Below are 13,623 nucleotides of genomic sequence, written 5' to 3'. Positions count from 1 at the left end.
CCTGCGCCACAAGCGGAAGAGTACCGAAGCGGCAGAAAAAGCGGCGATATAACGGTCAATGTCACGATGAACGATACTGTTATTCGGGAAAACGCAGACATCGAGAGGATCGCAGGCGAATTAGCCCGAGAATTACAGCGTCATGTGGGGGCGATGCCGCAATAAAGAAACGGAGGAGCTGGCGGAGTGCGGCTCCTATTTTATTTACGGAGGTTTGTGGATGGCAGACGGACTAGAAAAAATTAAGGCAGACATTGCCGACTTAACAGAACGGATACGACAGCATCGGATTGAGCGCGGTTTATCTCCGGACCCTCCGAAACACAAGCGGAAGCTGTCGGATGAACTGACATTAACGCTGATGGATCGATTGGATAGCTTCGTGGAGGTTTGTCTGGAAATAGCGCGGCTTTATCGTGCGGGCCATTTCATAGTTATCGATCCGAAGCGATTAAAACAGTACCGTACATGCGCGAGTTTATTGGGGAGATCTCGTGGCTTTGATGCGTGGATTACCGGGTATAAAGTTGGCTTCATCATCGCGCTTATTAAGGATATTAATACGCAGATTTCGGAAGGATCTACGGTCGAGGAATTAAACCAGTACCGGAACGTTGGGCGGTTTTATGAGGCTGTCATGAAGCTCAGAACCGAGTTACCACATTCAAAGGGAGCCTATCGATATTTTATGAAAAGGAGTTATGCACATGAAGAATTTTGATAATTTAACAGTACAGCAGAAGAAAGTGGCGCAGTTACTGGTCGACAATGAGTTCGGCTTGCTAACGGACGGCGGTAAGAAGCTTCCGATCGATGAGGTGGCCGCAATGGGCGGAGTTGCACGCTCTACAATATACGAGTGGAAGAAGAAATCGGAGTTTAGGGCGTATATGACGAGCCTGGCGGAAGAAGAGTTCGAAGCTGGCCGCGCAGAGGTATACGCCGGCATAATGAAACTGGTTCGCGGAGGAAACAATTCAATGCCATCGGTTCGTGCGCTCGACCTCTATATGCGTCGCTACGGTCTTTTAACGGATAAGCACGTGGTTGAAACGGCCGAAGACGTAAGGAAGCGCGCGATTAGCGAACATGAACGAGCACTAGCGCTTGAAAAACTAGATCGCTTGCTCGACGGTAAGGAAGCGTAATACAACGGGGCGTGGCCGCTAATGGCTGCGTCCCTTTTTTGCGTTTAACCCCCCGGATAGAAAAAATATTACGCGAATTTTTCAACCCCCAACCGAATTTTCGTAATATACGACGTGGGTACAGCTGACCGAGACCTATACGATACCCCGCCTGGGGGGGGCACGCACTCCAACCGATTGAACTCGCAACATGTTCGCAAAATACGGATTTTATACATATGTCTGTTCGCATCCAAAACGCCGAAACCCCGCACCACTACGCTATTCGTACCGATCAGATACGAACACATCCGCTGTCCTATCCACGTATCAGCCCCGATATACATCGATATTCACCCGTTTATGCATCGAAATACCTCCGTTAAGCAGCGTCAACCCCCTATTTGAAGAGGTGCCTTCGCCCCAAGAGCTCGGTGCAGGTGATTCGACGCTTAGTCGTGCTGAGCCGTCCGATTATGTCTAATTCCGCTTTAACACGGTAACGTAGTAAACGAGAGCATGGCGCAGTCTGACGGAGATATCTTGCGATCAACTTACGGAATACCAATCGATTGTAATCGGACACGCTACTGTTATGAAACGAAAAAAGACGCCTACCACACGGATAGCGTCCGAATGTTTACCGGGCAAAGTGTCCAGTTCCACTTTAATCCGAACCTCTATAACATTCATTACGGAATTTCTCGATTTAGTTCGTATTTGCACGTTATGATCGGCTCAATAACGTTTGAAAAATTAGCGGTTTTCTTCAGTTGCGCTTTTCGCAAAAGTTCATAGTGACGTGTTACAGAACGGGAAAGTTCGTATTTGCGTGTTACAATCTATTCCATCACAATACGAACTATTTACAATAAACTCCTTCTGCTACTGACTTCAACGTCTTGCCATAGTTCGGACTATTTTGTTACTGGACATAATAGATGTCTACGTGAAATTTTAACTCGATCAATAATTCGAAACCATATTTCGAAAATAGTATCGCATTCTTAGAAAATAAACTTCAAGTTGCACAAAGTGTTTTATCGATGTAATCGAATATATTACGAAAGAAAAACGCTAACCTGCGGATTAATTCCGTGAAAGTTAGCGTTTCTTTGATTTACTTAAACCGTGTTTTACCACGTTTCCGCTCGTTACCATTATCAATAAGGTTAGCGACTGGGCTCGCCTTATCGTGTTGTTCGTGAAGGTCCGTTCGGGAGTATTTTACGTATACCTGCGTCATGTTTAGAGACGTGTGTCCAAGTAAACGTGCCAATGCAATCGGATCACCGCCTGATCTTAAAAACTTTACTGCGAAATAGTGGCGCCATGTGTGCGGTGACACTCTTGCTTTAGTGATGTCCGCTTTTTTACCGTATTTTTTAAGCATCTTACTAAAAGAGTCCGCGTAATATCGTTCCCCAAATTGCGTCAACCACAAGTAGTCATCTTCATTCACATTCATATACGATATGAGTTTATCCAACGCTTTGGCGGTAAACTTCGATATTGGAATGACCCGCGTAGTATTTGTCTTTGCGATCTCTGCTCTCACGGTTATCTGACGGAGTTTTAAATCGACATCTGAGATTTTTAAGTGTGTTAGTTCACCGCATCTTAGTCCAGTATCTGCGAGGACAAGCATCATACAGTGATCGCGTAAGCCGGTGTATATTCGCTTATTTGGCGCATCTAATAATCTAATGACCTCCTCATCCGTAAAAACCTCGAATGTATCTTTATCCTCTGTCTGATAGCTAAGTCCGTCCATAGGGTTATAGGATATCTTACGGTCTTTAACGAGTTGGTTAAAAAATACCTTCAAGTTGCGCATTAAATTATTGACGGAGCGAGCGGATAGTCCAACTTCCCCGTCCGGACTCGTTGGGTGGTCATCCCACCGTCTTTTTTCAAACGTAAGGAAGTGGATGTAAGCACGCATTGTGTCAACGGTTATTGAGTCATGTTCGGTAGATTCGTTATACCACGTTTGGAACTGGCGCAATGTTTGCTCATATGTCGTAATTGTCTTAATGGATCGTTTTTCTAACCGTTTTACGGCGAGGTATTCGTTTATTGCACGCTCGAGGTCGAATTTAAGCGGCCTGTCCGTTTTATTAATGAACGTAAATTTCTGATTTCTACTATTAGATTGCGCCATGCTTATCGGGCTCCTTTGTATCGATGAATATTACGCTACATATTCCGATAAATCATTTCGCAATTTATCGCTATTGCGTTTTTCAAACGATTTGATCTCGAAAACTTATCGGACACTGTTCGCAGAGAAAGCGAACACCTTGCGGCCTTGATACGCGTGGACCCGCGGCAACATCGACAGTATCAGCCACTTGTTCGGATATACGATCAATATTTCGAAAGCAAAGCCTACGAACAGTGAGTTTATAGCAATGGTGGCGGATAAGCTGAGAATTGAGCATAAAGTTTCGTGAAAGGATGCCGGTTCTTCGTTTGAAGACGATGAGTGAGTCTGGTTCTGTTAATTTATCGGATAAAGTTAAGAAGCCTCGTGTTCACAGCAGCATGTTGCGATAAAATTGGAAAAGTCACCTCCGTCTCATGCGTAAGTTATCGGTTATATTAACGCGAGTAAAGGGAAACGGAGGGATCTATTACGCGTAATAACAAACGTCGAATCTTTCGGGATTCGGCGTTTTTATTTTTGATTGTACAATTGGCAGGGGAGATAAAAACAGACCCGCGAGAACATGTCTCGGGGTCTTGAGCCTTCTATCGGCTTCTGCGATAATTTATCAGATAAATCGTTCCGCCAATCAGAATGAAGAGGATGAGAATACCTAATATATGACTGTATAAATAAGCGCTTGATTCCTGAAGCTTATTCCATAGCGGAGAGGCAAGCCATGGTTGGCTCAGCATCCCCCCGACCAGCGCCATACCGAAGCCTTCAAACAGGAAGCAAACGAAATTCAAAATCCCCATCCCGGCTCCTGCTTGTTCAGGCTCAAGTGAAGCGGCAGCCGTATTGGAAACGACGGTCTTGATAAAGGAGAGTCCGCCTAGCGTTGTAATCAGCATCGCTGTCGTTAGCCAAGGAGACTGATCTAGCCAAATGGACAGAATAAGAAAGCTAAGCACCATCATGCACAGTCCGGCGGATAGAGTAAAACGATTTCCCCAACGATCGACCAGCACGCCTCCCATCATACCGAACAAAATGACCCCTACGGTGCCCGGAAATATAATTCCGCTGCCAATCGCTCCCGCCGCTAACTGATGAACGTCCTTCATCATATAAGGTACCATAGCAAGAAAACCGGCCGCTGATCCAAGCAAAATGCCTCCCGACAGCATACTGGCCATAAAGGTGCGTTTTCGCAGCAAAGCAGGCTCGATAAATGGTTGTTTGGTCCGGTTGATATGAGAGACGAACCCAACAAGGATCAGAATGCCGAGAACAAGAAAGCTCCAGTGAAAATGAGTCATCCAGAGGGAGAAGCCTGCTGTTCCCATGGCTAGCAGGGCTATTCCGAGCCTATCGATTTTATTTTTGGTTACGGGCGCGTCAGAAGGCATCTTTTTATAAAGGAAAGGCAGTACAAGAATGGTCATCATCGGGATGGTGTACAGAAAGGACCAGTGAACGTATTCTGTAACCAGACCGCCCAAAACCGGTCCGATGCTCTCGCCCAAAGCGACCAGGGAACCGATCATTCCGAATGCTTTGCCGCGATGATCGGAGTGGATATAACGTGTAATTATGACCATAATGAGAGCGGGGACGGCGGAAGCTCCAATACCTTGGATAAACCGCGCCGCTATCATAGCCGGAAAATACCGATAAGCGAGAAATCCGAACAACGATCCTCCGCAATAGATCAAAAGTCCAATCGCCAGAAGCTTTTTGCTCCCGAAGGAGTCTGATATTTTTCCATATACAGCCGTGCCGATACTAAAGGAAAGCATGAAGGCCGTATTAACCCAATTGGCGGATGCCGCCTGAATACCAAAATACGATGCAATATCCGGCAAGGCAATATTAAATACCGATTCGTTCAATACGCTGAAAAAAGCGAGAAAGCTTAACCAACCAATAGCCAGCTTGGCATTAGGCAGCAATGGTTGAAAAGATTCCGAGTTTTCAATACGATGAGCTTGCTTATTTTGGTCCACCTGAAATATTCCCCTAACTTAGAGAGGGACGCAGTTTATAGGGTCAGTGATGCGAACCCCCTTCGTATTGTACCCTGGCTCTATTCGTGCACTTCATAATAACGCCTCCTTAAAAGAATGAAGCCCATTATAGCATTATTAGACGAAATCGTCTTGGGAAATTATAATTATAGTCAACCGTAAACACGCTAAAAAAGCACAACGCTAAGCGCTGTGCCGACGTGCTGCTATAAATCAGGGGCGTATATCGCATTTGTTCTTGATGAAATGAATTTGGTTCTCCAAACGATGAATCTGCTCTTGCTGTTCCTTGCTTCCGTCAGCGCTGCTTTGCAAGGAGCTTAATTGCTGTTGAAGCTCTTGAAGATCGGATCCTGCCTTTGCGCAATCGTAATTACTTTCGAGATTATCAATCATGATGGATGCCTCCTAGCGGATTAGTCCTGCTTAGTATGGATTATCCGCGCAGGATTATGCTTTGAGCGCCTAGGGGATGCAAGTGGAATTGGGATCGCCGACGCGCACAGCGGCGGCAGGAGCTTCTGCAAGCGTTAAGGACGATTCTTCCTCATAGCTTTGCTGGTACCATTGGAACCATCCCTCCGGCAGCTTATCGCTGATAAACTCGCGAAGATGGGGGAAAGCTTGGGCCAAATCATGAATGACTTGTTCGTAGGTGTTGATAACGGATTCAAAATCCAGGCCTACATCATCCATCAGCAATTCCTTCATTGCAAGGTCATTGTCTTGAAAGCTGCGATATCGCAAGCCATCATAAATTTCCGTAATCAGACCATTCTGAACACGAACAATTTTTTGACATATTCTTTGCATGGATCCTACTCCTTGCGCTAAGATAAAGTTCATTATATCATTGAAATTTTGCACAAAATGTAGAATACTGTTGCTAAAATGGAGAAAGGGCACTTTTTTTGGAGGGATAAGATGGAATTCGATTACTGTAATGTGGAACTGGATGAGATAAAGGAACGGCTGTTTATGGAAATTGGATGCAAATTTCAGGATGAGCCGGAGGAGCTCTACGTAATTCAAATGACCGGCGAACCTAGCGGAACCTTGAAGGAAGTGAGGCTTCTGTTTAATACGATGGATTGCAGATACAGCTTTAAGGAGGACGAGCTAGCGTCGCTGCTGGAGTATGTGCGAGAACAGCTGAGCTCCTCGGAATACGCGGAATGGTTTGAAGCGCTGCCCTATTACGGATAAAAGGTGATATCTGCCGTTGTTTTTCCACACATGAAAAAGCATATGCCGTTACCGCACACTGCATACCATCATTTTACATAGATCCAAGGAAATGGAGACGAGTGTGAAGTCCGGGACTTTTCGTCCCCGGGCTTTTTTTTGACCTAAAAGGAGTTAGCCCCACCTGGTGGGGTTATTTAGGTTTTATCCGAAATCAATGTATGAGAATGGCTTTGCCAACGAAAAATAAACGAGAGTAGAAAATTAAGGCGTAACAGGCGCAATGGCCCGAGCATCAGGAAAGCGATGTGCGAAGCAATGGTACTAAGCAAAGCAGAACGTATCTTCGATAATCCCATAATGACAGGGATAGTCCGGGTGCATCGAAGCACCAAACAGCTGATTTCCACCCTAGAGCCCGATCGTATCGCTGTTATTTGCCACGATGATCTGGATGACTTGTCGGCGGAAGGCTTGATTGAGGCAGGAGCTCGGGCGGTCATTAATACCGGGCAGACGATGACAGGTACTATTCCTGTCACGGGTCCGCTGATGCTGCTGGAGCACGGGATTCCGATTTTTGAGATGGAGCCGGTGTGGTTTTCGGTGATCAAGGATCATGAGCAGATCGCTATCTCGGGGGATAGCGCAATGTTTGGCGGGCAAAGGGTACCGTGCCGCTCGTTCACAAAAGACAATTGGCTGGAATGTTATCGTCATGCGCAGGAAAGCTATCATGAGCGTCTGGCGGATTTTATTGATAATACATTGGAGTATGCGACCAAAGAAAAAGAGCTTGTGCTAAAGCCTGTATATTGTCCGGAGCTGCAGGTCAAGATGGAAGGACGTCATGCTCTTGTCGTCGTGCGCGGTCACGGGTTCAGACAGGATCTGGCTGCTCTGAAGGAATATATCCGGAGCTACAGACCGGTATTAATAGGGGTAGACGGAGGGGCGGACGCTTTGCTGGAGCAGGGCTATAAGCCGGATCTCATTATTGGCGATATGGATAGCGCGACGGACAAAGCGTTACAATGTGGAGCAGAGCTGCTGGTTCATGCGTATTCCAACGGCTTCGCACCGGGTCTTGCCAGGCTGGAGAAGCTGGGACTGAACGCGATCCGGCTGCCTGCCGGCGGGACTAGTGAAGATATTGCATTGCTGCTTGCCTACGATCACCAGTGCGAGCGGATTGTGACCGTTGGCGCTCACAGCCATATGTTTGACTTTTTGGAAAAAGGCAGAAAAGGGATGGGCAGCACGGTGCTTGTCCGGATGAAAATAGGGAGCAAGCTGACCGACGCCAAAGGCATCGCGCTGCTGTACGGTCATAAGCGGAGTGCAATATCCCTTATAAAGCTCTGGAAGCATGCCGCTTATCGCGCAATAAGCCGACTATTATCATGGGTTAAATGAAAGGGGTTGCCCTTATGAAGCCTGCCATATCGGTTGTCGTTCCTGCGCTTAACGAGGAACAGTACATTCAGGAAACATTAAGCTCGATCCGAAAAGCATGCAAGCAAGTCATGCATCAGGGACATCGCGTAGAGCTTATAGTAATCGATGATGGAAGCCGCGACAGTACATTTGAGCTCGCGGCGCCTTGGGCGGATTTGATTGTACAGCATCCGCGGCCCTATGGGAAAGGGACGGCCCTTCAAACCGGCTGCAAGATGTCCAAGGGAGAGGTGCTGGTTTTTCTGGACGCGGATTTGGGATCATCGGCGGAATGGTTTCCGCTATTGATCGAGCCCTTGACCTCAGGCCAATCGGATATGGTCATCGCCCGGCTGCCTGCCGTTACTCAAAAAAGCGGCTTCGGGATTGTGAAGAGGCTCGCTAAACAAGGGGTATTCCGGTTATCGGGGTTTCAGCCTTCCGCGCCTTTGTCCGGCCAACGAGCCATTCATCGTCAAGTTTTGGAGCGAATCGGCAGGCTGTCAGGAGGCTTTGGCGTTGAGGTAGGCCTAACGATTGACGCCGTCAAGCTGGGATATAGGGTGGAAGAGATGGCTGTTCCTTTTGCTCATCGGGTGTCTGGGAGAAATCTTGGAGGGTGGCTGCATCGGGGCAAGCAGCTGTATGCCGTCAGCGGTACACTGTGGCATCGTTGGAGACAGCCTATATGCTAATGGCGTGGGTCCTCTATTCGCTGCTGCTCTACTTTTTAGGACGCGCCCTAATGCCGGGCTGGATAAGGTTTATGGAAAACCATCGGCTAACGGATTCCAACTATAACGGAGATCGGATCCCTACGGCCGGGGGCTTATTTATCGTTATGATGCTTCTCATTCATTCCCTGGTCATTCAAGGGATTGCGTATGGCAAGCCAACGGCAGGAAGCCAGGGTATAAACTTGGCCTTGTCTAATGTCTATACCTTAGGCGCGGTGACAGTCGCCTTTCTCGGTTTCCTTGATGATACCGTCGGGCATAAGACGCCCAAAGGGTTTACAGGGCATTGGAGGCTCTGGAAGGAACATAGGGTGGTCAGTACAGGTATAGTGAAGGCCGGAGGGGTAGCAATGGCCGCGATGCTCTTTGTGTTGCGGGGAGACACTGATTTAAGCGCGCCATGGGGGGGGATCGCCTTGCAATGGTTATGCATAGTGCTCGCCGCGAACGGCATCAATCTGTTGGATACGAGGCCAGGAAGAGCCTTCAAAGGCTTCGGGGCTTTATACCTTCTCGCGACAGCGGTAGTGATGCTCAATAATCAGGGCCACGGGCAGGATTTTCTGGTCATGTCTCTGCCTGTGCTCGTGTCTATGGCGCTTCTTCTCGGCGCTGACCTCAAGGGGCAGATCATGCTGGGCGATACGGGCGCTAATCTGCTTGGCTTTGTGCTTGGCTGCTGGATCGTGCAAGCAACCGGCTGGAAGCTCCAGCTTCTGCTGCTGGCGGGGTTTATCCTGCTGCATGCTATCACATGGCGGCATTCCTTATCGAGGTTGATCGATAACCATCGTTGGCTGTCCTGGCTGGACTCGCTTGGGCGAGAGTCTGGCCCCAAACAAAACTGAGGAGCCTCTCCCGTCTCCAAGGGATGGCTCCTATTGTTTTTTCCGCTTCCTCTTAAACCGTGGGGCGACATAATTGCGCTTGCGGTCTCTGAAAAAAATCCAGCCGCCGATATAGGCCACTCCTGCGAGAAATAAGATGAAACCTAATATAAATTTACCCCATTGAAAGTGGGGGTTCAGCTCGGCCGCTCCAAACTGGTTGAAGAAAGCATCCTTCATTGCCAAAAATCCGTAGGTTGCCATAATACCCGGAATGACCAGCAGCAGAACGGCAATAAACCGATAGAACGTCGCTTTCATGATGTGCTCCTTTTATGTATAGTCAAACCAACATCGCTATGAAAATCCCAACTATTAAAGTACCATAGAATCGTTAACTTTTCATGCATCTTTCTTAAATTGTACTATATTTCTCACTCGGATTAGGGTTACAATAAAAGAATCATAGATTTCAGGAGGTACTACATATGACGCAAGCTTTTGACATCGTTGTTCTTGGAGGAGGTACGGGAGGGTATATTGCCGCCATTCGTGCCGCCCAGTTGGGAAAAACGGTAGCAATCGTAGAACGCGATAAGCTGGGAGGCACATGTCTTCATCGCGGCTGTATTCCTAGTAAAGCGCTGTTGCGCAGCGCCGAGGTATATGCAACGATGCGGGAGAGCGAGCGTTTTGGCATAGAGGCGGATTCTGTCCGGCTGAATTTCGCAAGGGTACAAGCCCGTAAGCAAAGCGTCGTCGAGCAGATGCATAAAGGCATTCAATTTCTGATGAAGAAGCATAACATACAAGTTTTCTATGGCAACGGGAGACTGTTGTCTCCGACCATTTTTTCACCGCGCTCCGGCTCCGTTTCGGTAGAACAGGCTGACGGCGATATTCTGACGCTGGTTCCTGAGAAGCTGATTATTGCGACCGGCTCGAGACCTCGTAGCCTGCCGGGTCTGGACATTGACGGACAATTCATTCTGAACAGCGATCAGGCGCTACAATTGGAAGAGCTTCCTCAATCGATTGTTATCGTAGGAGGAGGCGTCATCGGTGTGGAATGGGCATCCATGCTGATTGATTTCGGCGTGCAGGTGACTGTCGTAGAATATGCGGAGCGTTTGCTGCCAACCGAAGATAGCGATATCTCCCGCGAGCTTGAGCGTCTGCTTAAGAAAAGAGGAGTTCAAGTTGTGACGGGGGCCAAAGTGCTGGCCGAAACCGTCGAGAAGCAGTCCGGGTCCGTACAGCTTCAGATCGAACGCAAAGGACAGACAGAGCAGCTTCAAGCGGAAAAGGTAATGGTGTGTGTCGGGCGCCAGGCCAATGTCGAAGATATCGGGCTGCACAATACCGATGTGAAGATTACGAACGGCTTTATAGAGGTCAATGAGCATATGCAAACAGGAGAATCACATATTTATGCAATCGGTGATGTGATCGGCGGTCTTCAGCTCGCCCACGTGGCTGGTCACGAGGGGATTATTGCGGTAGAGCACAGTCTCGGACAACCTACTCACACGTTCGGAGTGCATCAAGTCCCCCGCTGCGTGTATACAAGACCGGAAGTCGCATCGATCGGGTGGACAGAACAGCAAGCTGTTGAACGCGGGCATGAAGTGAAGATCGGCCGCTTCCCGTTCTCCGCCGTCGGCAAGGCAGTGCTGTACGGGGAATCCGACGGATTTGTAAAGGTCATTGCGGATAAAAAGACGAATGATATCTTGGGCGTTCATATGATCGGGGCTCATGTTACCGATTATATTTCGGAGGCGGCTTTGGCTCAGCTGCTCGATGCGACTCCATGGGAGGTCGGGCAGACGATTCATCCGCATCCGACTCTATCAGAGGCTTTGGGAGAAGCCATGCTTGCGGTGGACGGAGGGGCTTTCGGGATCTGATGAAACAGAAATTGTATTCATAAGGGAAACCGATTATAATATACTTATAGGGGTTAGTATTAGTACCTAGTAATAAAAGTTGAATGAAGGGGGTACCACCCATGTCCATCGGCCAACTTATGAGACACCGTAAGCTTGGATTGTCTGACGAGCAGGCAGTTGAAATGTATAAATATATGCAGAGGGCCCGAAAGTTTGACGAGCGAGCCTATCTTTTGCAAAGAGCCGGAAAAATCAGCTTTCATGTATCCGGTATCGGGCAAGAGGTGACGCAGGTGGCGACTGCGTTTGCCTTAGAGAAAGGAAAGGACTACTTTTTACCTTATTACCGTGATTATGCATTTGTACTGTCCGTTGGAATGTCGATGACGGAATTGATGCTGTCTGTGTTTGCCAAGGCGGAAGATCCGAACAGCGGCGGCCGCCAGATGCCGGGACATTTTGGCCATAAAAAGCTGAATATTGTTACGGGCTCCAGCCCGGTGACAACCCAGGTTCCTCATGCGGTAGGGATTGCCCTTGCAGGCAAAATGAAAAAGCAGGATTTCGTCACTTATGTTACCTTCGGGGAAGGCTCCAGCAACCAAGGGGATTTCCATGAGGGCTGCAACTTTGCTGGAGTTCACAAGCTGCCGGTCATTTTCCTGTGTCAAAACAACCAGTACGCTATTTCCGTTCCTTTACATAAACAGGTTTCGGGCAGTATCGCCGAGCGGGCTATCGGATACGGATTTCCGGGAATCAAGGTGGATGGCAACGATGCTCTTGAGGTATACCGGGTCGTGAAAGAAGCACGCGAGCGCGGACTTCGCGGAGAAGGTCCAACGTTAATCGAATCGGTCATGTACCGATTGTCGCCTCATTCCACTTCGGACGATGACATGCTGTATCGGACAAAAGAAGAGGTAGAGGAAAACCGCGCCAAAGACGGCATCCCTAAATATAGACAATATTTAACGGATTGCGGCTTGTGGAGCGATGAGCAGGAAGAAGAGCTGCTTGCGGAGCTAAAGAAGGAAATCAACGAAGCGACACAATATGCCGAGCAAGCGCCATACCCGCTGCCTGAAGATACGCTGAAGCACGTGTATGCGGAAGAAGGGGAGGTATAGTTATGGCCGTTATCACTTATTTGGAAGCGATCCGCTCCGCAATGAAGGAAGAGATGGAGCGGGACGACAATGTGTTTGTTCTCGGCGAGGACGTCGGTAAGGGCGGCGTCTTGAACGCCACCAAGGGGCTCCGGGATCAATTCGGCGAGGACCGTGTACTCGATACCCCACTGGCGGAATCCGTTATCGTCGGTTCGGCCATCGGTGCGGCGATGTACGGCATGAAGCCGATTGCGGAAATCCAGTTCGCCGATTTTATCTTTCCGGCAACGAACCAGATTATTAGCGAAGCGGCCAAAATCCGCTATCGTTCCAATAACGATTGGAGCTGCCCGATCGTCATACGCGCGCCTTACGGAGCTACCAGCGGCGGCGCTTTGTACCATTCCCAATGTCCGGAATCCGTATTTTTCGGTACGCCGGGCTTGAAGATGGTGGCGCCTTCCAATCCTTATGATGCCAAGGGCTTAATGAAAGCGGCTATCCGGGATGAGGACCCTGTTTTGTATTTTGAGCACAAAAAATGCTATCTCGGCGTTACGGGCGAAGTACCGGACGGCGAATATATCGTTGAGATCGGCAAAGCGGATGTGAAGCGCCAGGGTACCGACGTAACGGTTATTTCCTATGGCATTACCGTCCAATACGCCCTTCAAGCGGCCGAGCAGCTGGCCAAGGAAGGAATCAGCACGCATATTCTCGATCTGCGCACGATTCAGCCTCTGGATAAAAAGGCCATTCTGGAAGCGGCTGCCAAAACCGGCAAAGTCCTCGTCATTCACGAGGATAACAAAACCGGCGGCGTCGGAGCGGAAGTGTCGGCGATTATTGCGGAGGAGCTGCTGTTTGAGCTGGATGCGCCTATTATGAGATTATGCGCGCCGGATGTTCCGGCTGTCGGGATGAACCCGAGCATGGAGAAGTTTTTCTTAATTAGCGTAGACAAGATTAAGGCAGCGATCTCTGAGCTGGCTGCATTTTAGTCAACGGCCGAGTCTTAATAAAGCTGAGTTTTGCATGGTGCAGGCTCAGCTTGTCTGTGTACGCCCAGCATGGGCGTCATCTCTAGGGTGAAAGTCCCGAACGGGGGCTGGCGAACGCCTACCGTT

Annotated in this window: 14 protein-coding genes and 1 pseudogene; 10 read left to right on the top strand and 5 right to left on the bottom strand. The window is 48.7% G+C overall.

All coding sequences use genetic code 11. From position 1 onward, the window contains the following. Positions 1-220 precede the first annotated feature (220 nt). A complete protein-coding gene (locus tag ABEA66_RS27115) occupies positions 221-721 on the top strand; it encodes a hypothetical protein (protein WP_345592491.1) in 501 nt (166 codons plus the stop codon). Continuing rightward, a complete protein-coding gene (locus ABEA66_RS27110) occupies positions 708-1,148 on the top strand; it encodes a phBC6A51 family helix-turn-helix protein (RefSeq protein WP_345592489.1) in 441 nt (146 codons plus the stop codon). Before ABEA66_RS27115 ends, ABEA66_RS27110 begins: the two co-directional genes overlap by 14 nt. Positions 1,149-2,247: 1,099 nt before the next feature. Here the strand turns inward: ABEA66_RS27110 and ABEA66_RS27105 are convergent. After that, positions 2,248-3,291 (bottom strand): tyrosine-type recombinase/integrase, encoded by a 1,044-nt coding sequence (locus tag ABEA66_RS27105; protein ID WP_345592487.1) that lies wholly within the window; start codon positions 3,289-3,291, stop codon positions 2,248-2,250. 154 nt (positions 3,292-3,445) lie between these two features. Between ABEA66_RS27105 and ABEA66_RS27100 the strand changes: the two are divergent. Next, positions 3,446-3,583: pseudogene (locus ABEA66_RS27100) on the top strand (sporulation initiation factor Spo0A C-terminal domain-containing protein); the annotation flags it as partial. Between the two features lie 298 nt (positions 3,584-3,881). On the opposite strand, the gene ABEA66_RS27095 reads toward ABEA66_RS27100, so the two are convergent. The 3 genes from ABEA66_RS27095 to ABEA66_RS27085 form a co-directional block, all read right to left on the bottom strand. Beyond that, positions 3,882-5,231 (bottom strand): MFS transporter, encoded by a 1,350-nt coding sequence (locus ABEA66_RS27095; protein WP_377740645.1) that lies wholly within the window; start codon positions 5,229-5,231, stop codon positions 3,882-3,884. Positions 5,232-5,519: 288 nt separating this feature from the next. After that, complete coding sequence (locus ABEA66_RS27090; protein WP_079910780.1) at positions 5,520-5,702, bottom strand: DUF2524 family protein; 183 nt, start codon at positions 5,700-5,702, stop codon at positions 5,520-5,522. A gap of 69 nt (positions 5,703-5,771) precedes the next feature. Next, positions 5,772-6,119, bottom strand: a complete 348-nt coding sequence (locus tag ABEA66_RS27085) for a hypothetical protein (RefSeq protein WP_345592483.1) — start codon at positions 6,117-6,119, stop codon at positions 5,772-5,774. A 111-nt stretch (positions 6,120-6,230) separates the two neighbouring features. Between ABEA66_RS27085 and ABEA66_RS27080 the strand changes: the two genes are divergently transcribed. The 4 genes from ABEA66_RS27080 (at position 6,231) to ABEA66_RS27065 (ending at position 9,513) form a co-directional block, all read left to right on the top strand. After that, entirely contained in the window at positions 6,231-6,512 is a 282-nt protein-coding gene (locus ABEA66_RS27080) for a hypothetical protein (protein ID WP_345592481.1), read from the top strand. 297 nt (positions 6,513-6,809) lie between these two features. Beyond that, positions 6,810-7,907 carry a putative cytokinetic ring protein SteA gene (steA, locus tag ABEA66_RS27075; RefSeq protein ID WP_345592479.1) on the top strand — a complete coding sequence of 366 codons (1,098 nt, stop codon included), beginning with the start codon at positions 6,810-6,812 and terminating at the stop codon, positions 7,905-7,907. A gap of 14 nt (positions 7,908-7,921) precedes the next feature. Continuing rightward, positions 7,922-8,623 carry a glycosyltransferase family 2 protein gene (locus tag ABEA66_RS27070; protein ID WP_345592477.1) on the top strand — a complete coding sequence of 234 codons (702 nt, stop codon included), beginning with the start codon at positions 7,922-7,924 and terminating at the stop codon, positions 8,621-8,623. Then, entirely contained in the window at positions 8,617-9,513 is an 897-nt protein-coding gene (locus ABEA66_RS27065) for a hypothetical protein (RefSeq protein WP_345592475.1), read from the top strand. The genes ABEA66_RS27070 and ABEA66_RS27065 overlap by 7 nt, the downstream gene beginning before the upstream one ends. 30 nt (positions 9,514-9,543) lie before the next feature. Here ABEA66_RS27065 and ABEA66_RS27060 read toward each other — a convergent pair whose 3' ends face one another. After that, complete coding sequence (locus tag ABEA66_RS27060) at positions 9,544-9,813, bottom strand: DUF2627 domain-containing protein (protein ID WP_192704928.1); 270 nt, start codon at positions 9,811-9,813, stop codon at positions 9,544-9,546. A 167-nt stretch (positions 9,814-9,980) separates the two neighbouring features. Between ABEA66_RS27060 and lpdA the strand changes: the two genes are divergently transcribed. From lpdA to ABEA66_RS27045, 3 genes are all read left to right on the top strand, one after another. Next, positions 9,981-11,402: a dihydrolipoyl dehydrogenase gene (lpdA, locus tag ABEA66_RS27055; protein ID WP_345592472.1), complete on the top strand. Its 1,422-nt coding sequence runs from the start codon at positions 9,981-9,983 to the stop codon at positions 11,400-11,402. A gap of 101 nt (positions 11,403-11,503) precedes the next feature. After that, positions 11,504-12,514: a thiamine pyrophosphate-dependent dehydrogenase E1 component subunit alpha gene (locus tag ABEA66_RS27050; RefSeq protein ID WP_079910773.1), complete on the top strand. Its 1,011-nt coding sequence runs from the start codon at positions 11,504-11,506 to the stop codon at positions 12,512-12,514. 2 nt (positions 12,515-12,516) lie between these two features. Further along, entirely contained in the window at positions 12,517-13,497 is a 981-nt protein-coding gene (locus tag ABEA66_RS27045; protein ID WP_345592468.1) for an alpha-ketoacid dehydrogenase subunit beta, read from the top strand. Positions 13,498-13,623: the final 126 nt, after the last annotated feature.

The sequence above is a fragment of the Paenibacillus vulneris genome (assembly GCF_039543185.1).
Classification (GTDB): domain Bacteria; phylum Bacillota; class Bacilli; order Paenibacillales; family NBRC-103111; genus Paenibacillus_S; species Paenibacillus_S vulneris.
Note: the sequence above shows the minus strand (reverse complement) of the source record. Positions and strands in the feature narration are given on the sequence as shown.

What these genes read in the sequence shown, in the direction of transcription:
- steA (WP_345592479.1), top strand. Translation starts at nt 6,810, where the DNA reads ATGGTACTAAGCAAAGCAGAACGTATCTTCGATAATCCCATAATGACA.
- ABEA66_RS27090 (WP_079910780.1), bottom strand. Translation starts at nt 5,702, where the DNA reads ATGATTGATAATCTCGAAAGTAATTACGATTGCGCAAAGGCAGGATCC.
- ABEA66_RS27045 (WP_345592468.1), top strand. Translation starts at nt 12,517, where the DNA reads ATGGCCGTTATCACTTATTTGGAAGCGATCCGCTCCGCAATGAAGGAA.
- ABEA66_RS27085 (WP_345592483.1), bottom strand. Translation starts at nt 6,119, where the DNA reads ATGCAAAGAATATGTCAAAAAATTGTTCGTGTTCAGAATGGTCTGATT.
- ABEA66_RS27105 (WP_345592487.1), bottom strand. Translation starts at nt 3,291, where the DNA reads ATGGCGCAATCTAATAGTAGAAATCAGAAATTTACGTTCATTAATAAA.
- ABEA66_RS27065 (WP_345592475.1), top strand. Translation starts at nt 8,617, where the DNA reads ATGCTAATGGCGTGGGTCCTCTATTCGCTGCTGCTCTACTTTTTAGGA.
- ABEA66_RS27060 (WP_192704928.1), bottom strand. Translation starts at nt 9,813, where the DNA reads ATGAAAGCGACGTTCTATCGGTTTATTGCCGTTCTGCTGCTGGTCATT.
- ABEA66_RS27050 (WP_079910773.1), top strand. Translation starts at nt 11,504, where the DNA reads ATGTCCATCGGCCAACTTATGAGACACCGTAAGCTTGGATTGTCTGAC.
- ABEA66_RS27115 (WP_345592491.1), top strand. Translation starts at nt 221, where the DNA reads ATGGCAGACGGACTAGAAAAAATTAAGGCAGACATTGCCGACTTAACA.
- ABEA66_RS27110 (WP_345592489.1), top strand. Translation starts at nt 708, where the DNA reads ATGAAGAATTTTGATAATTTAACAGTACAGCAGAAGAAAGTGGCGCAG.
- ABEA66_RS27080 (WP_345592481.1), top strand. Translation starts at nt 6,231, where the DNA reads ATGGAATTCGATTACTGTAATGTGGAACTGGATGAGATAAAGGAACGG.
- ABEA66_RS27070 (WP_345592477.1), top strand. Translation starts at nt 7,922, where the DNA reads ATGAAGCCTGCCATATCGGTTGTCGTTCCTGCGCTTAACGAGGAACAG.
- lpdA (WP_345592472.1), top strand. Translation starts at nt 9,981, where the DNA reads ATGACGCAAGCTTTTGACATCGTTGTTCTTGGAGGAGGTACGGGAGGG.